Origin of the sequence: Bacillus cabrialesii, assembly GCF_004124315.2 — a bacterium.
Lineage (GTDB): Bacteria > Bacillota > Bacilli > Bacillales > Bacillaceae > Bacillus > Bacillus cabrialesii.
Genome location: NZ_CP096889.1, coordinates 624,546 through 645,852, shown reverse-complemented (window position 1 = coordinate 645,852; position 21,307 = coordinate 624,546). Strand labels below are relative to the sequence as shown.

At 43.1% G+C, this 21,307-nt stretch carries 25 protein-coding genes and 3 pseudogenes; 14 read left to right on the top strand and 14 right to left on the bottom strand.

All coding sequences use genetic code 11. The features are described 5' to 3' along the window. Positions 1-80: 80 nt before the first annotated feature. The gene (locus EFK13_RS03360) at positions 81-404 is read right to left on the bottom strand and encodes an AzlD domain-containing protein (protein ID WP_129506555.1); all 324 of its coding nucleotides are present in this window, start codon (positions 402-404) and stop codon (positions 81-83) included. Further along, positions 401-1,126, bottom strand: a complete 726-nt coding sequence (locus tag EFK13_RS03355; RefSeq protein WP_129506556.1) for an AzlC family ABC transporter permease — start codon at positions 1,124-1,126, stop codon at positions 401-403. The genes EFK13_RS03360 and EFK13_RS03355 overlap by 4 nt, the downstream gene beginning before the upstream one ends. Before the next feature lie 117 nt (positions 1,127-1,243). Here EFK13_RS03355 and EFK13_RS03350 point away from each other — a divergent pair, with 117 nt between their 5' ends. From EFK13_RS03350 to EFK13_RS03340, 3 genes are all read left to right on the top strand, one after another. Then, the gene (locus tag EFK13_RS03350) at positions 1,244-1,801 is read left to right on the top strand and encodes a helix-turn-helix domain-containing protein (protein WP_129506557.1); all 558 of its coding nucleotides are present in this window, start codon (positions 1,244-1,246) and stop codon (positions 1,799-1,801) included. 75 nt (positions 1,802-1,876) lie between these two features. Beyond that, a complete protein-coding gene (locus EFK13_RS03345; RefSeq protein ID WP_129506558.1) occupies positions 1,877-2,371 on the top strand; it encodes a MarR family transcriptional regulator in 495 nt (164 codons plus the stop codon). A 15-nt stretch (positions 2,372-2,386) separates the two neighbouring features. Then, the gene (locus EFK13_RS03340) at positions 2,387-3,016 is read left to right on the top strand and encodes a nitroreductase family protein (protein WP_129506559.1); all 630 of its coding nucleotides are present in this window, start codon (positions 2,387-2,389) and stop codon (positions 3,014-3,016) included. Between the two features lie 127 nt (positions 3,017-3,143). On the opposite strand, the gene EFK13_RS03335 is transcribed toward EFK13_RS03340, so the two are convergent. Further along, the gene (locus tag EFK13_RS03335; RefSeq protein WP_129506560.1) at positions 3,144-5,801 is read right to left on the bottom strand and encodes an MMPL family transporter; all 2,658 of its coding nucleotides are present in this window, start codon (positions 5,799-5,801) and stop codon (positions 3,144-3,146) included. Further along, positions 5,798-6,256 (bottom strand): MarR family transcriptional regulator, encoded by a 459-nt coding sequence (locus tag EFK13_RS03330; RefSeq protein WP_129506730.1) that lies wholly within the window; start codon positions 6,254-6,256, stop codon positions 5,798-5,800. Before EFK13_RS03330 ends, EFK13_RS03335 begins: the two co-directional genes overlap by 4 nt. Before the next feature lie 163 nt (positions 6,257-6,419). On the opposite strand from EFK13_RS03330, the gene dinB reads away from it, so the two are divergent. The 3 genes from dinB to vmlR all read left to right on the top strand — a co-directional run bounded on the left by dinB (position 6,420) and on the right by vmlR (position 10,467). Next, a complete protein-coding gene (gene dinB / locus EFK13_RS03325; protein WP_129506561.1) occupies positions 6,420-6,938 on the top strand; it encodes a damage-inducible protein DinB in 519 nt (172 codons plus the stop codon). Between the two features lie 173 nt (positions 6,939-7,111). Next, positions 7,112-8,488, top strand: a complete 1,377-nt coding sequence (locus EFK13_RS03320; protein WP_129506562.1) for an amino acid permease — start codon at positions 7,112-7,114, stop codon at positions 8,486-8,488. A 335-nt stretch (positions 8,489-8,823) separates the two neighbouring features. Then, on the top strand, positions 8,824-10,467 hold the full coding sequence (gene vmlR / locus EFK13_RS03315; RefSeq protein ID WP_129506563.1) for an ABC-F type ribosomal protection protein VmlR: 1,644 nt from the start codon (positions 8,824-8,826) through the stop codon (positions 10,465-10,467). A gap of 37 nt (positions 10,468-10,504) precedes the next feature. Here the strand turns inward: vmlR and EFK13_RS03310 are convergent, their stop codons facing one another. The 4 genes from EFK13_RS03310 to EFK13_RS03295 all read right to left on the bottom strand — a co-directional run bounded on the left by EFK13_RS03310 (position 10,505) and on the right by EFK13_RS03295 (position 14,877). Next, positions 10,505-11,326: a sugar phosphate isomerase/epimerase family protein gene (locus EFK13_RS03310; protein ID WP_129506564.1), complete on the bottom strand. Its 822-nt coding sequence runs from the start codon at positions 11,324-11,326 to the stop codon at positions 10,505-10,507. Between the two features lie 15 nt (positions 11,327-11,341). Further along, positions 11,342-12,685, bottom strand: a complete 1,344-nt coding sequence (locus EFK13_RS03305) for a sugar porter family MFS transporter (RefSeq protein WP_129506565.1) — start codon at positions 12,683-12,685, stop codon at positions 11,342-11,344. A gap of 65 nt (positions 12,686-12,750) precedes the next feature. Continuing rightward, positions 12,751-13,755, bottom strand: coding sequence for a LacI family DNA-binding transcriptional regulator (locus EFK13_RS03300; RefSeq protein ID WP_129506566.1), 1,005 nt, complete (start codon positions 13,753-13,755; stop codon positions 12,751-12,753). Positions 13,756-13,848: 93 nt separating this feature from the next. After that, positions 13,849-14,877: a Gfo/Idh/MocA family oxidoreductase gene (locus EFK13_RS03295; RefSeq protein WP_240034918.1), complete on the bottom strand. Its 1,029-nt coding sequence runs from the start codon at positions 14,875-14,877 to the stop codon at positions 13,849-13,851. A gap of 341 nt (positions 14,878-15,218) precedes the next feature. Between EFK13_RS03295 and EFK13_RS03290 the strand changes: the two are divergent. Beyond that, positions 15,219-15,525 (top strand): annotated as a pseudogene (locus EFK13_RS03290) (HIT family protein). Between the two features lie 8 nt (positions 15,526-15,533). On the opposite strand, the gene EFK13_RS03285 reads toward EFK13_RS03290, so the two are convergent. From EFK13_RS03285 to EFK13_RS03275, 3 genes are all read right to left on the bottom strand, one after another. After that, positions 15,534-16,007: a GNAT family N-acetyltransferase gene (locus tag EFK13_RS03285; RefSeq protein WP_129506567.1), complete on the bottom strand. Its 474-nt coding sequence runs from the start codon at positions 16,005-16,007 to the stop codon at positions 15,534-15,536. Between the two features lie 161 nt (positions 16,008-16,168). Then, positions 16,169-16,513 (bottom strand): DoxX family protein, encoded by a 345-nt coding sequence (locus tag EFK13_RS03280; protein ID WP_129506568.1) that lies wholly within the window; start codon positions 16,511-16,513, stop codon positions 16,169-16,171. Continuing rightward, complete coding sequence (locus tag EFK13_RS03275; RefSeq protein WP_129506569.1) at positions 16,510-17,109, bottom strand: TetR/AcrR family transcriptional regulator; 600 nt, start codon at positions 17,107-17,109, stop codon at positions 16,510-16,512. Before EFK13_RS03275 ends, EFK13_RS03280 begins: the two co-directional genes overlap by 4 nt. Positions 17,110-17,320: 211 nt before the next feature. Here EFK13_RS03275 and EFK13_RS03270 point away from each other — a divergent pair, with 211 nt between their 5' ends. From EFK13_RS03270 to cotP, 3 genes are read left to right on the top strand one after another with little or no spacing between them, the layout of a single operon-like run. Then, positions 17,321-17,593 carry a spore germination protein gene (locus tag EFK13_RS03270; protein WP_129506570.1) on the top strand — a complete coding sequence of 91 codons (273 nt, stop codon included), beginning with the start codon at positions 17,321-17,323 and terminating at the stop codon, positions 17,591-17,593. Positions 17,594-17,606: 13 nt separating this feature from the next. Beyond that, positions 17,607-17,849: a spore germination protein gene (locus tag EFK13_RS03265; RefSeq protein WP_129506571.1), complete on the top strand. Its 243-nt coding sequence runs from the start codon at positions 17,607-17,609 to the stop codon at positions 17,847-17,849. 12 nt (positions 17,850-17,861) lie between these two features. After that, positions 17,862-18,293, top strand: coding sequence for a spore coat protein CotP (gene cotP / locus EFK13_RS03260; protein WP_129506572.1), 432 nt, complete (start codon positions 17,862-17,864; stop codon positions 18,291-18,293). Positions 18,294-18,304: 11 nt separating this feature from the next. On the opposite strand, the pseudogene EFK13_RS03255 reads toward cotP, so the two are convergent. After that, positions 18,305-18,483: pseudogene (locus EFK13_RS03255) on the bottom strand (DUF421 domain-containing protein); the annotation flags it as partial. A 54-nt stretch (positions 18,484-18,537) separates the two neighbouring features. On the opposite strand from EFK13_RS03255, the pseudogene EFK13_RS21135 reads away from it, so the two are divergent. The 4 genes and pseudogenes from EFK13_RS21135 to EFK13_RS03235 all read left to right on the top strand — a co-directional run bounded on the left by EFK13_RS21135 (position 18,538) and on the right by EFK13_RS03235 (position 20,252). Next, positions 18,538-19,110, top strand: a pseudogene (locus tag EFK13_RS21135) (DUF421 domain-containing protein). A 101-nt stretch (positions 19,111-19,211) separates the two neighbouring features. Then, positions 19,212-19,451 (top strand): spore germination protein, encoded by a 240-nt coding sequence (locus EFK13_RS03245; RefSeq protein WP_129506573.1) that lies wholly within the window; start codon positions 19,212-19,214, stop codon positions 19,449-19,451. A 47-nt stretch (positions 19,452-19,498) separates the two neighbouring features. Next, a complete protein-coding gene (locus EFK13_RS03240) occupies positions 19,499-19,792 on the top strand; it encodes a hypothetical protein (RefSeq protein WP_129506574.1) in 294 nt (97 codons plus the stop codon). Positions 19,793-20,015: 223 nt separating this feature from the next. Then, positions 20,016-20,252, top strand: a complete 237-nt coding sequence (locus EFK13_RS03235) for a spore germination protein (protein WP_129506575.1) — start codon at positions 20,016-20,018, stop codon at positions 20,250-20,252. A gap of 51 nt (positions 20,253-20,303) precedes the next feature. Here the strand turns inward: EFK13_RS03235 and EFK13_RS03230 are convergent, their stop codons facing one another. Further along, positions 20,304-20,486 carry a hypothetical protein gene (locus EFK13_RS03230; RefSeq protein WP_129506576.1) on the bottom strand — a complete coding sequence of 61 codons (183 nt, stop codon included), beginning with the start codon at positions 20,484-20,486 and terminating at the stop codon, positions 20,304-20,306. Positions 20,487-20,615: 129 nt separating this feature from the next. Beyond that, positions 20,616-21,245 (bottom strand): FMN-binding negative transcriptional regulator, encoded by a 630-nt coding sequence (locus tag EFK13_RS03225; RefSeq protein WP_129506577.1) that lies wholly within the window; start codon positions 21,243-21,245, stop codon positions 20,616-20,618. Positions 21,246-21,307 lie beyond the last annotated feature (62 nt).

The following is a 21,307-nucleotide window of genomic DNA, read 5'->3' as shown; positions in this document are numbered from 1 at the left end:
AAGCCGCTTAAAGCTTGAACAAAAGACACAAAAAAACCAGGGTCTTCTGCCCTGATCCAGTGAGTGCCGATCCACTTGTTTTAAGCCCATAATCGCAAACCCGCCATAAGAAGGACACCGCTGATCACAGTAATAGATAAGCTTTTCGTTTTCATCGCAATCAGGAGAGTCGGGATCAAGATGACGGCCACAGGCCAATTCAATTGCAAAGTGTCATTAGACTGAATCATACAATCCTTTACGACAAGTGCTGTCAATATACAAACCGGCACATAGGAAAGCCACTTGAGCACGGGCTCCGGCAAAGTGATATTCCGAACAACTAAAAAAGGAATGATACGGGGAATCATCGTGACCAGCGCACAGCCGATAATCACCAGCAAGATATATGTATCGATATTCATTTATCCGTCACCACCCCGATTGTTGCGACGATAACGGTTGATATGATGACCGCAAGATGAGACGGCATAAAGAAAGAAAAAATAACCATGGCAATCACCATATAAATAATGAGAGATACATAGTGTTTAAGCTTCGCCGGCACAATATGTTCCAGCTGAAGAACCAGCAGCGCCAAAAACATAGCCGTCACCGCAAAATCAAGTCCGAACGATTCTGGATCGGCAATCCACTTGCCAAAAACGGCACCTGCCACACAAGACAGCACCCAGCACACATACGCCGTAAGATTTAAACCGAACATCCAGCGGTCGCTAATCGGCTCGTTTTTGACAATCTTATTGGAAGCAACACCGAACGACTCATCTGTCACCATCATTCCGATCCCTACATTTTTCATCAGCGAATACTTTGAAAAATGAGGAGCAAGCGCTGCCCCTAATAGAAAATTCCGTAAATTCACAATAAATGTTGTCAAGATAATCGCTGACATTGGACTGTTCGCCGCCAACAACGCACACATAATAAACTGGGCGCCGCCTGCAAAAACCAATCCCGACATCAGCACAATTTCCATCACGCTTAAATGCGACGCAACCCCCACAATTCCAAAAGCTAAGCCTACGCTAATGTAACCGACCAGCGTCGGAACACAATCTTGAAATCCCTGCAGGAATGTTGGCTCGTCAGTTTTTGCATGAGTCATTTCTCTTTCAGATATCATTCTGTCCCCTCCTCGTCTAATATATTATACATTCGTATGTTATAACTTACAATACAATGTGATAACAGATTTCCATATGTTATAATAAAGCGAATATGGACGTAAGGAGATACATGTATGGATGATATCCAAGCCATTATCGCAAAGAATCTAGTCAAACTTAGAAAAACCAGAAACCTGACTCTTGATCAAGTTTCCGAATTAACGGGTGTCAGCAAAGCGATGCTCGGACAAATCGAAAAAGGAAAATCAACCCCGACTGTCACCACGCTATGGAAGATCGCAAACGGGCTTCAAGTATCCTTTTCTGTATTTCTGAAAGAAGACAAGCCAAAAGTTAAAAAAATCAATCTGCAGGATATCGAACCTATCACAGATAATGAAGAAAACTACAGTGTCTACCCCTTTTTTCCCTACAATCCTGAAACAAAGTTTGAAATTTACGTTGTTGATCTGAAACCTGGATGTATTCATGAAGCAAAAACACATTTAGGGGAAGAATACCTTCTCATTAAAGAAGGCGAATTAACGGTTAATCTGCAGGGCCAGGAGCACATGCTCGCTTCCGGAGACGCCTTGCAATTTGCAGGATCAACCCCGCACAGCTACATCAATTCATCTGAAGAAACGGCCAGCTTTTTTCTGCTGATGTTTTACCCTGAGCCGCAAGGATGACAAAAACCTCCCTCCGGGGAGGTTTTTTAAAATGTGCAAATGGCTTGCAAGATGAAATCATTCGGTGTATATTAATTGACGTGTCAATCATTGATATATCAATTAATAATTTTGACAAGAAGGAAGGGATGGGTTTTGGCGTCATTTTGTTCTGAGGAAGCCGAGATTTTATATCAGCTGCAAGGCGTGAACAAGGTGATTGGCGTGAAGTTCGAGGCATGCACGGGCATCAGCCAATCTCGTTTGGAATTGCTGACATTGCTTTATCATGCAGATGAGATCAGTCAAAGCGACCTTCAAAAGAAAGTAAACATAGATAGCGCAGCCGTCACCAGACACCTGAAACAGCTGGAAGCCAAAGGCATGGTCTCAAGACGGCGCAAGCCTGAGGACAACCGCATCACCCTTGTTCGATTAACAGAGCAAGGAAGAGAGCGGATTGAGTCTTCTAAGAAAGAAAAGGAGCGTTTCATGAAGGAAATGCTCGCAAATGTAAGTGCAGACGAGCGCCGCCTGCTCATTGATGTGCTGGCGCGCATGCGGAACAACATAAACAATATTGAAGCATAAGAGGAGTGTATCAACATGATGAAAACAAATGATTTTATGGAGATAATGAAAGGTCGCCGTTCCATTCGAAACTATGATCCGACAGTGAAAATCAGTAAAGAAGAGATGACAGAAATCTTAGAGGAAGCAACAACCGCGCCTTCTTCTGTTAACGCACAGCCATGGCGTTTTCTCGTCATTGACAGCCCGGAAGGAAAAGAAAAGCTCGCACCGCTCGCAAGCTTTAACCAAACACAAGTCACAACTTCTTCTGCAGTCATCGCTGTATTTGCAGACATGAACAATGCAGACTACTTAGAAGAAATCTATTCAAAAGCCGTGGAACTTGGTTACATGCCGCAGGAGGTCAAAGACAGACAAATCGCCGCGCTGACCGCTCATTTTGAAAAGCTTCCGGCACAGGTGAACCGCGAAACGATCCTGATTGACGGAGGCCTCGTTTCGATGCAGCTGATGCTGACTGCACGCGCGCACGGCTACGATACAAACCCGATTGGCGGCTATGATAAAGAAAACATCGCGGAAACGTTCGGATTAGAAAAAGACCGTTATGTACCGGTCATGCTTCTTTCTATCGGAAAAGCAGCAGACGAAGGTTATGCTTCCTACCGCCTGCCGATTGATACAATTGCAGAATGGAAATAAAACAAAGAGCCCAGGGATATGTCCCGGGCTCTTTGTTTTATTAAAGCCGCCGTTTGATCGTTTGACCTGTTTTTTCGTTAACACGTCTGAAAAAAAGAGTGATGACCATTCATCACTCTTCTCTCGATTATTCTTTGATTCTCTTCCTGCCAAACGGCCACCAGTTCCCTTCGCCAAAAGTCACGATGATTGCCGGAATGAACAGCGGAAGAATGACAAGGCCGTAAAGCAAAAGCCCGATAATGATGACACTTGCCACCTGCATCAGCGTATTGACGCCTGAAGGCATCATCGCGGCGAACGTGCCGGCCAAAATAATGGCAGCCGTTATAATGACGGATCCCATTTTGCTCATTGATCTGACGACGCCCTGCTCAATGCCCATGTGCACCTCTTCCTTAAATCGATCAAGCAGGAAGATCGAATAATCCACGCCTAACGCGATCAAGATGACAAAGCTGAAGAACGGTACTGCCCAGCTGATGCCGGCGTTTCCTAAGCCGTTTACAAATATTAATTCTGTGATAGATATTGACGTATAGTACGTCAGCAGCAGTGACGCAATCATATAAACCGGCATAATCATTGAGCGGAACAAAATGGTTAACACGATAAACAGGCCAATAATCATAATCACCATTGTTCTGGAGAAATCCGTTGTGGACAGCTCTTTTAAATCCGCATTCATACTCGTGACCCCGCCGTATACGATCTGAGAGTCCTCCAGAGGAGTGCCCTCAACTTCGTTTGCTACAGCTTTTTTGATTTGGTTTATCGTCGTAATGGCTTGTTCTGAATAAGGATTGGAATCCAGGACGACGCTTAATTGCACGCCTTTGCCGTCTGCAAAGGAATATTGGTCAATTGACTTCTTGAAGTCTTTATCCTTCATGACTTGATCAGGAATGAATATGCCTGTGTCCCTTACGGTTGAGCTCTTGCTCATGTCCTCTAACATATCACTGGAAGCTGTCATGCCGTCCGAGATTTTCGTCAGGCCATCATTTGCGCTCTTTACGCCATCGGAAAGCTTAATAAGGCTTTCCGTCAGCGTTCCGGCTTGGGCCTGCTGGCCTGTGAGTTGCTGGTTCGCTTGTTCAAGTCCGGCTTGAATCTGTCCAAGCTGTCCGCTGATTGCCGTAAGCTGCTGTACGGTCTGTGCGGTGTTGCCGGTTTGGGACATCTGTTTGCTGACCAGCTGCAGCTGCTGATTGATTTTGCCCAAGCCCTCTGCCGCATCGCCAAATGAACCGCCGGAGCTGCTATTTGAGGCTGAACCGGTTTGCCCCGCCATTTGATTCAGTCCGTTTTCTATATCCGTTAAACCGCTTTGGACATCGGCAATTCCTTTTACCGTCTTATCCAGCCCGTCTGAAACTGAGCCTAGCTGTTTATCAATATATAAATCCATGATTTTTTCACCCGTCGGCTGCGTGATAGTCATGACAGAGTCAACATGATCGACTTTCTCGATCGCTTTGCTGATGTTTCCGAGATAAGGGATTGTATCAGCTGTTGTGAGATCTTTGTCTCCTTTCACGACAACATTGATCGGGAACGCTTTTCCTTCACCGAATCCATCCTTAATGGCCTCGAGAGCTTTTATTGATTGATAATCGCTGCTGATTTCCGCAGTCGAGTCGAATGAAATCTGGTCATCATAGGTCAAAATGAACGGAAGCGTGATCATGACCGTGATGACGATAAACAGAAACGGACGGACGACGGAATGTCTGCCGAGAAACGCCCATAATTTGTTGTCACTGTGAGACAGCACTTTCTTAGAAGGCCAGAATAATTTTTCACCCAGCGTCACCATAAATAATGGCAGCAATGTGTAGAGGATGATCATTAAGATCCCAACACCAACCGCGACTCCTACTGCGGATTGGAAAATCGCAAACTTTGCAAATCCTAAGGCGGAAAATCCGATCAATACCGCAAATCCGCTGATAAATAAGGTTTTTCCTCCTGTACGGTAAGCGATAAGCGCCGCTTCTTTTTTGTCATGGCCGTTTGCCAATTCTTCACGGAATCGGGTAAGAAGCAGAATGCAGTAATCTGTTCCGATACCGAACAGGATGGCGACTAAGAAGGTTTGTGTAAATGTCGAGATTGGAAAATCAACATTGTACACAAGGATGCCAAGTATGGATTGACTGATCAAGTATGAGAAACCGACAACCACTATCGGGATAAAAGGCGTCACAACAGATCGGAACACGATCAGCAGTAACCCGATGATTAAGCAGACTGTGATCACTTCCGTTTTCTTAAGCCCTTCTTCTGAGCTGTGTGCGAAATCCTGATTGATGAGAGAAGCTCCCGTGATATATGCCGTCAAATCATCAGGAACAATTTTATAAATGTCATCCGCGATTTTTTCCGCCTTTTGATCAGAACCTGTAATCGTGACAGGAATGAGGACGGTTTTCTTGTCTTTTGAAATCAACTGGTCTTTGACTTCTTTTTCCGCTGTCAGAGGAGACGTGACCTCTTCCACACCGTCGATCTTTTTGATTTTATCGATCATTGTGCGAAGCTGGTCCTCTGTGTCTTTCTTCAAAGCGTGGTCTAATGTAACGACAACACTGATCGAATTATTGTCTTCTCCCGCTTGTTTTAAAATGGCGTTTGCTCTTTCTGAAACAGCATCAGCGGGAAGCTGGGCCTGCCCCTTTTGATTGGCTAGCTCCGTTAAGTTCGGAGAAAACAAACTCAATACGACGGTAAGTGCCAATATAATGGCTGCAATTGCCCACTTGAATTTGATGATTGCTCTCATTCGGCAGAATCCTCTCCTTTAAATTTGCTTTTTAGAATGGTGAATATCTCAATGATAGAATGTAAATGTTCCTCATCTATATCATCGATCAGCTCTTTGAGAGCGTTAAAGATGGCTGAATCTAATTCTTCCAGTATGTGTTCACCGCTGGCTGTGATGTTAATCAGCTTAGAGCGCTTATCACTCTTGGCCGGGCTGTCCTCCCATTCAACCAATCCCTTATCGAGCAGCTTTTTCAGCCTGTTCGAAATCGCGCTCTTATGTACGTTTTGATACATGGCGAGACTGCCGGGAGAGGTAGGACCCTTGACTTTTAAGATTTTCAACAGGTCTGCCTGTTCCCTTGAGATATGCTTGAAGACATCCTGGTCGATTTCACGATGCACAAATTCTGTCCCTTCAAGCAGCACTTCCACAAACAGGTTTATCGCCTGACATAGCTTTTGTTCGTTCAACATCTTCCCCTCCTCATTGTAGTTTACCCCTCTAAACTTTATGATCAATGTTAATTAGTTTATTCCTCTAAACTATGTCTGTCAACATATTTTATATATGAATACAACGAGAATGTTTGTTCGTGTATAATAGGGGTTATAAATACGAAAGGGGAAATTTTTCATGCCAGATTTTTCACTGAAATTGTATGAATATAACGTTTGGGCCAATCAGCAAATATTCAACCGATTAAAAGAGCTTCCAAAAGAGGTGTACCGCCAAGAAATCCAAAGTGTGTTTCCATCGATTTCCCATGTGTTGTCTCACGTTTATCTTTCTGATCTCGGCTGGATTGAAGTGTTTTCCGGCAAAAGCATGAACGATGCGTTGGCATTAGCTGAACAGCTTAAAGAACAGACCGAGGCAAAAGGACTGGAGGAAATGGAAGCCCTGTTTTTGAAGTTATCTGACCGCTATACATTATTTCTGCAGCAAAAAGAACAGCTCAATCAACCTCTCCAGATTCAAAATCCTTCAGGCGGAATCATGAAGACCGCTGTTTCCGAGCTGGTTCCCCACGTTGTCAATCACGGGACATACCACCGCGGCAATATCGCGGCAATGCTGCGGCAGGCAGGATACGCATCCGCTCCGACAGATTACGGGCTCTACCTGTATATGAAAAAAACAGAAATGGCATAAAGGAAAGCGGCTCCCTAAATTGAGCCGCTTTTTTTATGGATGCATAGTCCAAATCACATTAAAATTTCTTTTCATATTTCCTGTATAGTAAAAAAGATAGAAATTTTAGTGTTATAATATTCATTAAAACATATTGCTGACTCAAAACAATTTTCAATGGAGGAACAAACAAAGTGACAGACGACATGAGGAAAGACAATATAAATCAGCAAAAATTGGAGAGAGGCTTGAAAAACAGGCACATCCAGCTCATCGCCATCGGCGGGGCCATTGGGACGGGCTTGTTTCTTGGCTCAGGAAAATCGATTCATTTTGCCGGACCGTCGATTTTATTTGCTTACATGATTACGGGGATCATTTGCTTTTTAATTATGAGATCTCTGGGTGAATTGCTGTTATCGAATTTGAACTATCACTCTTTTGTTGATTTTGTACAAGATTATTTAGGTGATATGGCAGCCTTTATCACCGGCTGGACCTATTGGTTCTGCTGGATTTCTATTGCGATGGCTGATCTGACAGCCGTCGGGCTTTACACTCAATATTGGCTCCCGGGTGTGCCGCAATGGGTGCCCGGCTTAATCGCCCTCATTATTTTACTGATTATGAACCTGGCAACCGTCAAGCTTTTTGGAGAATTAGAATTTTGGTTTGCTTTAATTAAAGTCATTGCCATTTTGGCATTGATCGTCATTGGCCTTGTAATGATTTTCAAAGGTTTTTCCACAAGCTCAGGGGTCTCCAGCTTCACAAATCTCTGGAGCCATGGAGGCATGTTCCCGAATGGAATTCACGGGTTTATCCTTTCGTTCCAAATGGTTGTGTTTGCCTTTGTCGGCATTGAGCTGGTCGGGCTCACGGCCGGTGAAACAGAAAACCCTGAAAAAGTAATCCCTAAGGCGATCAACAATATCCCTGTCCGGGTGCTGCTTTTCTATATTGGCGCTCTTCTTGTGATTATGAGCATCTATCCTTGGGATGTCATCAATCCCAGCGAGAGCCCGTTCGTGCAAGTGTTTGTCGCGGTTGGCATCGTCGGGGCGGCAAGCATTATCAACTTTGTTGTATTGACATCCGCTGCTTCAGCTTGCAACAGCGCTGTATTCAGTACAAGCCGTATGGTCTATTCACTGGCGAAAGATAACAATGCGCCTGAATCCATGGCGAAACTGACTCAGCGAAAAGTACCTAGCAATGCGTTGTTCTTTTCAGCTATCGTGATTTTAATCGGTGTTACGTTAAACTACATCATGCCAGAAGGCGTATTCACCCTGATCACAAGCATTTCAACCGTCTGCTTTATCTATATTTGGGGGATTACGGTCATCTGCCATATGAAATACCGTAAAACAAGACCTGAATTAGCAAAAACAAACAAGTTTAAGCTTCCGCTTTATCCGTTTACAAATTACCTGATTCTCGCGTTTCTGGCGTTTATCTTGGTTGTGCTGGCATTGGCCGAGGATACCAGGGTTTCGTTATTTGTTACGCCGGTTTGGTTTATTTTGCTGATTGTGATTTATAAAGTGAGAAAAGCAAAGCATCAATAAAATTCGCAGCTCCTGCTTCAGAAAATGAGAGCAGGAGCTTTTTTACAATGAAAATAAATGCCAAATGGCCTTTGCTTTTGAATGAGAAGTTATGCTATAGTGTGTGTAATGAAAACAGAAGGGATGATGGGTGGACGATGATTAACTAATCTTATTTTTACCGTTTGAAATCAATATTTCAAATCAGAAAAAATAGGATTAGTCTGCCCATTTTCTAAATATACGACATGGCTATTTATGAATAATAGCTTATTTGATCATGCACCGGCACGGCTAATCCTTCCAACACATTTGGGAGGATTTTTTTGATTCTCCCTTTAAAGCGAGGGATATCGATGAAAGAGATCATAACATTAACAAACGTCAGTTATGAAGTGAAGGATCTGACTGTTTTTAAAAACGTAAATGCCAGTGTTCATCAAGGGGATATCATTGGGATTATCGGCAAAAACGGCGCTGGGAAATCGACGCTGCTGCACCTCATACACAATGACTTAGCCCCTGCACAGGGTCAAATCCTTCGGCAGGATATAAAAATGGCGGTGGTTGAACAGGAAACCGCGTCGTATTCCTTTGCGGATCAGACGCCCGCCGAAAAGAAATTACTGGAGAAATGGCATGTGCCCGTCCGTGATTTCCAACAATTAAGCGGCGGTGAAAAACTGAAAGCGCGGCTGGCGAAAGGGCTGTCAGAGGATGCTGATCTTTTACTGTTAGATGAACCGACAAACCACCTTGATGAAGAAAGCTTGCAATTTCTCATTCAACAGCTGAAAAGTTATAGAGGCACAGTGATTCTTGTATCTCACGATCGTTATTTTTTAGACGAAGCCGCAACAAAAATATGGTCGCTCGAAGCTCAAACGCTGATTGAATTCAAAGGAAATTACTCTGGATATATGAAGTTTCGGGAAAAGAAAAGACTCGCCCGGCAGCGTGAATATGAAAAGCAGCAAAAAATGGTTGAACGGATCGAAGCACAAATGAATGAGCTTTCTTCATGGTCTGAAAAAGCCCATGCGCAATCGACGAAAAAGGAAGGGTTTAAAGAATATCACCGTGTCAAAGCGAAGCGTACGGATGCCCAGATTAAATCCAAGCGGAAGCGGCTTGAACAAGAGCTGGAAAAAACAAAGGCGGAACCCGTTGAGCCGGAATATACTGTCCGCTTTTCAATTGATACAACCAAAAAAACAGGAAAACGATTTTTAGACGTTCAGCATGTAACGAAGGCTTTTGGCGAAAGAACCCTTTTTCAAAACGCACATTTTACGATTCAGCACGGCGAAAAGGTTGCGATCATAGGCCCCAATGGCAGCGGGAAAACAACATTGCTGAAAATCATTGTGGGACAGGAAACGGCAGAAGGAAGTGTATGGGTGTCACCGTCCGCAAACATCGGCTATTTAACGCAGGAAGTGTTTGATTTGCCTTTAGAACAAACACCGAAAGAGTTATTTGAGAATGACACATACAAAGCAAGAGGGCACGTTCAAAATTTGATGAGGCACTTAGGTTTTACAGCTTCCCAATGGACTGAGCCGATCAAGCATATGAGTATGGGCGAGCGTGTAAAGATCAAGCTTATGGCATATATTCTGGAGGAGAAAGACGTGCTGATTTTAGATGAGCCGACAAACCATCTCGACCTGCCATCACGCGAACAGCTGGAAGAAACACTGTCACACTATAGCGGCACATTGCTGGCGGTTTCACATGACCGATACTTTCTCGAAAAAACAACAAACAGTAAACTCGTCATCTCGGACAATGGCATCAAAAAGCAATTGAGTGACGTTCCATCAGAAAGAAATGACCGGGAAGAGCTTCGTTTAAAGCTTGAAACAGAAAGACAGGAAGTGCTGGGAAAGCTCAGTTTAATGAAACCGAATGATAAAGGGTACAAGGAGCTTGATCAGGCTTTCAATGAACTTACGAAGCGGATGAAAGAGCTGGATGAGCAAGACAAAAAAGACTGAGTGCATTGAAAAGGACAACAGATGTTGTCCTTTTTCTTTATATTTTCAAACCCTCCCATGATCTTAATGTCTCTAAAGATGACTTAAAATACCCTGTCACCACTTCCAGATAGCTATCCTCTTTTACCGGAGTAAAAGGGTCAGGCCCGGCGGCCACCATCTCCATAATGATCGGGCCACTATAACCGATAGAATGGAGCGCTTCGATTTGCTCTTTCAAGTTCGCATGGCCGCTTCCGATGGCCTGGCGATTTGAATCAGCCACGTGATAGACGCCGAGTTTCTGCCCTGCCAACTCAATGGCCTTTACAGGATCAGCTTCCTCTATATTCATATGATACGCATCGAGAAGTACTTCGAGCTTGGAGCTGCCGACATCGCGAATGAATTGTAAAGCTTCTTCACAAGTGACCACTTGGTGATTTTCGTATCGATTCAATACTTCAAATACCACCTGAATCTGCAATTTCTCTGCTTTAGCCATGATCTTTTTAGCGCTTTTGACTAGTAAACTCCAATCCCTTGCATGATCACCGCTCCCTCTGACTTTGCCGACATCTCCGTGAAGACAGATGCGGGGAGCCCCTAAATCCACAGCCCAATCCAGTAAATCCAAGAAATACTGCACAGCCTTTGAACGAACCTCTTCATTCGCGCTTGAAATATCTACATTTCTTGGCGTTACCGATAAAACCTTTACTTGATGAGCATCCAATGTCTTGGCAAGGTCTTTCGGATTCACTGAAAGATCCCCTTCGACCTCAACCCCGTCTACTCCAATTTCTGCAGCCAGTCGGCATTTTTGTTCAAATGGAATGCTGCCGAAAGTCCATAAGCATAACCCATATTCTCTTCCCATATTGAAATCCCCCTTTTAGAAAGATGAAGCTGTATTCTTTGACATGATTTCTCCTTCAATCTGTTCCAATGATTTGCCTTTTGTCTCCGGCACAAATTTATAGACAAAGAGAAAGGCAAGGACGCCAATGGCACCGTACATGAGAAATAAAATACCTGTACCGATCAGATGTAAAAGCAGCGGGAAGGACAGCGACACCGCAATATTCGCCAGCCACAGACAGGTACTTGCGATTCCCAATGCCGTCCCCCTGATGTGTAACGGGAAAATTTCAGCCAGCACAACCCAAACGACCATTCCCCAGCTAGCTGAATACGCTACCATAAACAAGCATAAGCAGGATAACAGCAGCCATCCTGGCGCATGAAAGAACATCATACTGACGCCCAAAACACCAAGTGCCAAAGACATTCCGACATTGCCGATCAGCATGAGTTTTCTTCGCCCTAACATATCAATCAGCAGCAATCCTATAATTGTAAATAAGACATTGATACTGCCGATCCCAATCGTTCCTGCAATGGCGCTGGAGGTACCGAACCCTGCATTTTCTAAAATGGTCGGTGTATAATAAATAATTGTATTCGTGCCGATCACTTGCTGAAAGATGGCGATCCCAATACCGATAAATAGGATTGGCCTGATCGCCGGGGATAATAACGTTGATATGGAAACACGTTCTTCCGTCTTGATCTCCTTCATGCTGCGGATCTCAGCATCGACTGTTTTCGGATCTCTCGTAAGAAGCAAAATATGCCTCGCTTCTTCCTCACTTTTTTTCTGCAACACCCATCGAGGGCTTTCAGGCATAAAAAACATGCCAGCCATGAGAATGAAGGATGGAACTACTGCTAATACGAGCATCAGATCCCACCTGCCGGAAGATGAAAAGACAAAGTTTACAATATACGCCATGAGAATCCCAAAAGAATTCATCAGTGTATTCAATGAAGCGATTCTGCCTCTGATCGCGGCAGGTGCCATTTCTGACAGATACAAAGGAACAATTGCTGAAGCTCCTCCAACCGCTACACCCAACTCTATTCTGAATAGTAATAATATTCCGACATTATGAGCAAGACCTGTTCCAATAGCTCCAATTGTAAAAAGCACACCGAGCCAGATGATTGTTTTTTTCCTGCCATAGCGATCGGAGAACCTTCCGCAAAAAGCTGCACCTGCTAAAGCGCCAATCAGCACTCCGCTGACAACCAATCCTTCTAACAGCGGAGTGAGTTCCATGTCCTCCCTTATAAACAGCAGCGCGCCGGATATTACACCTGTATCGTACCCGAACAGCAAACCTCCTAATGCTCCGAAAAAGTAAATCAGACTGATATAGGCCTTTTTGGATGTCATGAAGAAACCTCCGTCTTCTTGTATTTCGTTTAAGCAAGGGAGATCGCTCCAAGATCCCCCAAGGATCACCAGAGTGATGCCGTAGAATCTCGCACAATTAATGAAGGAGACAGCATCACACGCTGTATCACTTTCTTTTGTTTTGAATTAGTCATACCGTCCATCAGCAGTTCAATTGCCTTTTCTCCCATTTCTTCAGCCGGCTGTGCGATTGTCGTTAGTTTGGGATCACTGATCTTTGCAAGGATGCTGTTATCAAACCCAACCAACGAAAGAGATGAAGGAATAGAAATGTGAAGCTGCCTAGCAGCCTGCAAAACACCTAAAGCAAGCAGCTCAGTCGTCACAAATACAGCCGTCGGCCTATTTTTCTGATTAAGCAGCTTTAAACTGATATCTTTGCTGGCTGACAAGTCATACGGACAGTCCAGAATGGCTGATTCATCGATTTCAATTCCTGAAACCTGCAGTCCTTCTTTAAAACCGATGACACGATTTTTGATTGATGTATTGTTAATCTTTTCTGCTATGACAGCCATGTTTGTATGCCCTAATTGGGCTAAATGAACGGCTGCCTCGTATCCTCCTTTAAAGTCATCCGCTACTACAGTGTCTACAGGCAGATACGGTATATCTCTGGACAGCATGACAATCGGCATGTCGCTTTCAATCAGCTCACGTATCGCCTGACTGTTCTTGAGACCCGTCGCTACAATAATACCGTCTACATGCTTTTGCTTCAGCATGGTGATATATTCTTCTTCTCTCAGCGAATCGTTGTCCGTACTGCATATAATGACACTGAAGTCCTTTTTACGGCCGCTGTCCTCCACAGCTCTGGCCAGCTCGGCCATAAACGGATTGGCGATGTCAGGAATGAGCAGCCCGATGGTCTTCATCATTTTTCTCGCTGAAGTGACAACACTTGGCTGATATTGAAGCTCCTCAATGACTTTCCAAATTCTATTTTTCGTTTTTTCACTTATATTGCCGGTGTTATTAAGAACCTTTGAAACCGTAGAGATTGAAACGTTTGCTTCCTTCGCAACATCATAAATGGTTGTTTTCATTAAGAAGGCCACCTTTATAAAATAGATCCTCTCTAGTATAAACGAATGCTTACCAGAATTTCTTTTTAAAAAGGCGCTTCTTCTATCAAAAACTCAAACCGTTTGCGGCACTCCGTTTTTTAATGTGACAGGCCGCTTCGTTTTGCAAGATTCTATACAAGCTGCGGCAATGGCAAGTGCCGCACGTGCATCTTCGCCTGTTGCAAGGGTTTTCTCATTATTTCGAACGGCATCAATAAACGATTGTAATTCGTCAACATAAGCATCGAATAATAAATCCTGGTCGTAACGAATCGTGTTGTAGCTGACTCCATCTTTGTTATATCTTGTCATGTTTGTATGGCGGATATCTCCCATGGTCAGCATGCCTTTAGATCCAAACACTTCTCCGCGGACATCATATCCATAAACGGCTTGGAAGTTCGCTTCGGCCGTTGCGATCGCTCCGTTATCAAATTTGATTGTGACAACTGCAGTATCCAAAAATCCTTTGTCTTTAAAATCAGGTCTGACAAGCGCATCAGCCGCGGCATAGACTTCAATTGGCTTCGCATTTGGATTGAGAAAAAGTAAGGTGTCAAAGTCATGAATCAGCGTCTCTAAAAAAATCGTCCATTGAGGAATTGAAGTCGGATCGCCGAGCGCCGGATCTCTTGTGATGGAACGCATTAACTGTGGTGTGCCGATTTTCCCTGCACGGATTTCTTCATATGCACTGCGAAAGCCTTTAGCGAAACGTCTGTTAAAACCGACCTGAAGCGGAACAGATTCTTCATTTACTGCTCTGATGACTTCATCCGCTTCTTCCAGCGTAACAGCCATCGGTTTCTCGCAAAAAACAGCTTTCCCCTTCTTTGCCGCTGCAATAATGTTTGCTGCATGCGTCCTTGCTGGCGACGCAATGATGACCGCATCAATATCCGGATGCTCCAGCATTTCTAACGGATCCGTAAACGCTTTAATATTTGAGCCGAGCTTTTTTGCAAATGCTTCTGCATTTCCCGGAACCGGATCTGCAACCGCATACAAATCTGCTCCTTTTACACGGAGCGCAATACTTTCTCCGTGGAAAGCTCCCATCCGGCCCGCGCCTAACAGCCCAACCTGTACATTCTCCATCATTATCACTCCTATCTGCAAAATAAAGAAAGTCTTTCTCTAATTATTATCTTTTAGATAAAATAATCTTCAAAAATGTTATAATATTAAATTATATCGAAGGAAAGTCTTTCCTAATTGTTTTCAATTGTAACCCCTTACATTTTACAGGTCAATCTTTTTTTGCTGTTTTTAAAGCAGACTTCTCCTATAGCCGACGTTCAAGCCTGTGATAATTAAGAGTTTAGGAGCAAAAAAATACCGAGGGTGCGGTACCTCAGGCGGAAAGCTTCTCACAACAGAAGGAAGGTGATGAAGAAAAGCAGAAGATGAAATGAAACAAACAAAAAATTAGGATGAATCATATGACTGAAGACTTTTACTGTGATGAAGTATTTAGCGGCAAAACAAAAGTAAATAAGGTACTAGAGACAGACAACGTATTGGCATACTATCTTACAAAACCGTTTTATCCAGTCCATATTGTGGCTGTTCCTAACCTTGGAAGAGCACGACCAAGACTTGCTTCTTGAATGAATGGGTGTCATTCAAAAGGTCGCTTCCATGGTGACGGAAGAAAAAGGCGCATGCCGTGTGATCACCAACTTAGGAGCTTACCAGGACTCTAAACATCTGCATTGGCATATTGTGTTTGGAGAACCGCTTAAATAAGCGGCTTCTCAGCACAGCTGTTTCCGCATACGTATATTGGTCATGGCATAGCCCATCTTCTCATAAAGATGAACCGCTATCTCGTTGTGCGCAAACACATGAAGGGCAAGTCGTTCCGCGCCAAGCTCTCTTGCTCTTTCATCCAGCGTTTGAAGCGCCAATTGAGCCAGCCCTTTTCCGCGAAATGCTTCATACAATCCAAAGGAATAAATAAACGCTTCCTTTTGCGGATGAAACGGATCAGCATACAGCCAGAGCCAGCCCATCCTTTCCCCTTGTTCATTTGTGATGTTCCAAAAGAAATGATTGCTGCTGTTTCGTCCATTCGGAATCATGTTCTCATAAGCCTGCTCCGATTTTTCGAACGCCTCTTTTTCTGTCCAAGTTCCCGACATTATGTTTTGTTTCGCATAATTTCGCACGGACATTCCGCGAAATGCTTCGAACTCTTCCACAGTCATGTCTTCCAAGGTTAACGTCATTCTGTATTCCTCCTTATAAAAAAAGTCCAGCCAATGCCGGACAATCACTGCGTACAAATATAAAAGAAGCCGTTTTTAACCTCTGACTCTCTATCATTCGATAAGAGAAATAGATTTCCTGCAAATCAAAATAAAAGACTGTGGAAATATAAGAGAAAATCTTACATGAACTCTCTAATCATGATCATGACAGAAACAATCAAACAAATCATGGCAGGGATCGTCATGAGAACCGATTGGCGCGCTCGTAACATGTGCGCATGAACCGCTCCCGCCATGAGAACGACAAACAGTGCGCCTGCCCCAAACGCTGCATACCGATTCCAAATTCCCGCTGTCATGGCAAGCGCCCCGGCTATTTCAAGAATTCCAGTAACTGTAAGAAACCATAATGGATATTGATAATGCCGCCAATGCTCTACTTGAAAAGGAACACGGAACACCTTTATGATGCCTCCCGCAAGCATAAAAGCTGCCAAACCGACTTTCATAATCACAAATATCATCTTCCGTCACTCCCTTTCGGAAGCATCCCGTATATTAACAGATTCACAACCTGGGCAGCGAGACTTGCCGGATCTTTGATTCCGGTCAACAAAAATGAATCGGTTAAATGTTCGATTATGCCGATCAAACACTCAGCGACCGTTTCCATGTCGAGTTCAGAGTCAAAATAACCAAGTCGTTGTTCTGCTTCTAAGTTCTCTTTCAAAACCATCGCCAGATCTTTTTTCATTTGCTTCGCTTCCGGGTTTAGAAAAAAGCCGATCTTTGTTACATCCTTGTCCTCATCCAGACATTGAAAAACAGTTTCCACAGCGGACAGCACCCGTTTTGATACATCCTTCGTGTTTAATCCGTTTTCCAGAAGAAGTGATTCTGTCAGCCTTTTTATGCGTGAGTGAAAATTGGTGATTAACTCGTCAAAAATGGCTTCTTTGCTTTGAAAGTACAGATAAAAGGAAGGCTGCGTAAGTCCGGCTCGTTTCACAATTTCACTTACTTTCGTTTCATGAAATCCCCGATTTGAAAATTCATTAGCAGCAGCTTCGAGTAACCGTTTCCGGCTTTCTTCCCCTTTACGTCCTTTTTTGCTTTTCAACTGGGATCAACCTCCACTAAAAGATACTCGTGAGTAACATTATTCACAAGTATTATTTCATGCCATTGGATTTTATGTCAATGAATTTTATTTTTATCAAGGCTGGGCCGCCTGTGTTATCCCTTATATTATTGGACCACGCCGATTCAAGGAACAATTGGGTGCGGCAGAGCATACTGTACTGTACAGAATGATGGAAGGGTGTGATGGGATGCCGTCTACAGTAATCAACCTATATTATTTAAAGATCAACAGCATTTCGGGCAATGGTTCAATTACAATAGGTGAAGCCGCGCATAACAGCCATACCGCCAATAATAAATCTCAAGGGATCAACTCCTCTTTCGGTGATACGTCACCTGCAGAATCAATCATGGAAAACTTCTTAAATGACCCTGATGTAAATGATCAGACAGAAATCGGAAACTCTGATAATTCCTATGTAAATGCTCCTCCGCTGCCAGTACCGCCAATATTAGATTAAAAGGGGGTTCGCTATGCCATACCAAATTAACATCGCAAATATTAAGGTAAACGGCGTCACACAAAACGGAAATATCGATGTCGGCCCAACTGTACACAACAGCCATACAGCGAACAGCAAATACTTTGGGGCAAACTTTTCTCTAGGGGATTTTTCGCCTTCTTCTTCTCTATTAAACACTGCTAATCTTGATACTGATATCAGTGACCAAGACCAAATTGGAAACCCTTCTGCACCGATTTCAAATCAAATTTAAGGAGGATCTCAGATGAATATCGAAAAAATGCGAAAGTGGCTTGAGATTACGAATGAATATAAGCAAAGTGACTTTTGGACAAATGTGCTCAAATATAAAGCTCCGGAACAATTTTTTGATTCCAAAGCTTATATGCTCGTTTATGACTTTTATCAAGATGAAGAATATAATTTTATCATTGTGGAAATTCCCGGTGTATATGAGGAGGAATTAACGATCCGCTTACTTACTAAAACCCAGCTGCTGATCAAAGGAACAATCACGCCTGTTTTCCCAGCCGAAATGGAGGTGCAACGTGAACGGTATTACGGCGCAATTGAGCGAACGATTCAGCTTCCTGAAGCCGCTGAATCTCATTTATTACAGTTTCAGATGTTAAACGGCCTTCTGCACATTTCGTACCCAAGACAAGTCGAAAACATTGCGTACACTAAAGGGCTTTAATATGCCTCCCCTCATTCTTTATCTATAGGGACTGATATATGGTCTCTATATTGATCCACATCAAAATGCCTCTTACCGAGCAGAACCGCGTATACGGCCTCTTTTACCTTTCTCTTTTTTGCCATTCTTCTAAAAGCCAGGATTCCGGCAAATGATTTTGCTTTATCTTCATGATTTCTCCGTCCATAATATATGAAAATCGCGAATGGCTGGCATAGCCGCTTCATGACAAATCCATTACTCATTGGTCAGGCGGTCGCATGAATTTCACTGGGAAGCTTTTGTTCTCATTATAATTGGAGTCATTCTGCTGAGAATTTCAGGAAGAAAATCAATCGCACTAATGACCTCAACTCAAACGGTCGTCATGATTTCTATCGGAACCATTATCGTTCAGCCGATCATTGAAAATCGGAGCGGCGATTTTTCAATGACACTTATCCTTATGGAATGGCTTCAGATTCGATTCAATTTTATTGAAAAGATGCTAACCGGCAAGTGATTGAAAACGGACATCTTCGTATTGAAAATTTAAAGATGATGAGACTCACAGACGATCAGCATGTTAAGACTCCATGGCGTAACAGCAATACAAGACGTCAAAAAAGCGACAGTAAAGGCGAATCGACAATTAGGGATAGAATGAACTGATGACGCTAAGCCTTTAACAGTCAGGGATCTGAAACAACTCATTCACCCGGACTTCTTAAGGAAGGACGGACAAGCCCAGCATTCAGGCAATCAGAATAGTTTTCATGGGATTGGTAAAAAAATAAAAAACAACCCTAAAAGCTGCATGAAGAGTGTTAGGGATTGATGTCTTTTTTGTCTATCATCGTATATTATTGCCGTTTTGTTTACGCAACAGCCGTACACGCACCATATTGTATAAACAGCAATAACGGAGAGGAGAGATGAATGATGAGATGCCCAGTTTATATTCGGTCGATATCCGGAAACAGCGTGTTCAATAATGGATCTGCATTTTCCATCAGCCCGTTCTCTGTGTCTAAAACAACAGAGGGTGCCGGAGAGAACAATAGAGGGATGGTTTTTGAACGCATCCTTTTCAGTCAAACAAGCTCCGCAAACAGTCAAGCCGTTAATCAAAATATCACAAATGCGATCCAAGAACTGATCAACCAGATTTTAGCGTGAATTTTCATCATTACTGAATCATATAATATTACTTACTGAGGTGCCGCATGGATTTTCCAATTATTCACACAAACTTTTGGGATGCCGTGATAGCTGTTCCAACAATCATCCTGATCACCCAAATCCTCAAAATATGGTTGAAGATCCCCAAAACATTTGTCCCGTCAGCAGCTCTGATGATAGGTCTTATCATTTCGATCTTCATAAGCCATCGACACAGTCTCTTTTCTGGCGTATTTATGGGGTGGTTTTACGGCTACGCCGCTATCGGTTCCTATTCATCGTTAAAAACCACAATCATATCCTTTAGGCAAAATCAAAATGATACGCCAAATTCTTAGCTGATATATCAATACCTGCCGCCTAAACTGACCAGGCGGTTTTTCTAATGGAATCTTGCTGTTCAAATAATATGTTCTCTCTCAACCTGTCTTGAGATTCAATAGAATTTTTACCGTTAAGTTTAAGCTAATACTCAAAAATGAAATATCCTATTAATACAAGATAATAGACTGTCAACAGCCTCAATGTCATATACTTCTGAATGAAAGGAACTATTGGAGGATGCGTTCTCAAATCAATATCTCACATCTCACGATAAACGGAATCACACAAAACGCTAATGCCGATATTGGACAAAACTTGCAAAACAGCCATACGGCGAACAGCAAGAATTACGGAATGAACTTTACACTAGGAGATTACTCCCCTTCTGCTTCTATTATCATTTCAGCAAGTTTTGGTGATGATAAAAGTGATCAAGGGCAGAGTGATAGCCTTTCTTCCCCTAGTGAAAAATAATATCATCGCGCAAAAAAAAGAACTCATTTGAGTTCTTTTTTACCTTGCTTCTTAGGTTTGTCTAGTTTGATGTGATGCTTCTTTGCTGAAAAGCCCAATGATATTCCACAGGATGAGTGCTGAAGATATGATGAGGTGAAGGGTGCTGATATGCTGATGGGTAAATAATTTATATCCCATGACTGCTCCTAATGCTATGATACAGAAAAGATTGATCCATTTGCTCCAGCCCAATGTCAAAAAACTCCTTTATGTTTAACTGTTCAATGCCAAACAAATCTTTGGCCCACTTCATTATGACCGATAAAGAAGCGAAAAGATACGAAACGCTTCCAATTCACTCCTTAAATCTTTCTTACCAGGCTATTTGTCCAAGCCTTCTCCCTGTTTTATATTGATATGTTCTTTCATTAAACTTGCGATTCTCTGTTCATCGGTATGCGGGATCTGATTGAGCTGATTCATTACTAACGTTTGCCGTAATAGTGAATGATTTTGGCTCAGCTTCGCTTTCCCCTCTATTTTGCTTATGCTGATTTTGAACCCTTTTACTCCTTTATGTAAGCCCGCCAAAAATGCAGGGTCAATATCATCTAATTTGTACGAGCTGTCCGGTGTTTCATACTTTAATACCAAGTCATTCATAGAGTCTTCCAGTTCTTCATCCTCTAAAAGCTCCACTTCTCCATAAACGTGAACCGCCACGTAATTCCATGTCGGAACAGCTTTGTTTGTCTCGTACCATGATGGCGAGATATAACAATGGGGGCCGTGAAAAACAGCTAAAACGGTCTGGCCGCCAATGTCCTTCCAGTGAGGATTCTGCAAAGCAAAATGGCCATACAAGCAGGCTTTGTCAGCACTCATCAACAGCGGCAAGTGGGTTGCAAACGGCAGGCCTTCATGCGTCGAGAACAACGTTGCAAAACCGTTTTCCCGGATGACATCATAAGCCTCTGATTCGTTAAGTTTAAATGGGGCAGGGATAAACATAATCCAATCTCCTTTCTTGTTAAGCCGATCACTGCACGAATAGGAAACCGTTTCCATGATCG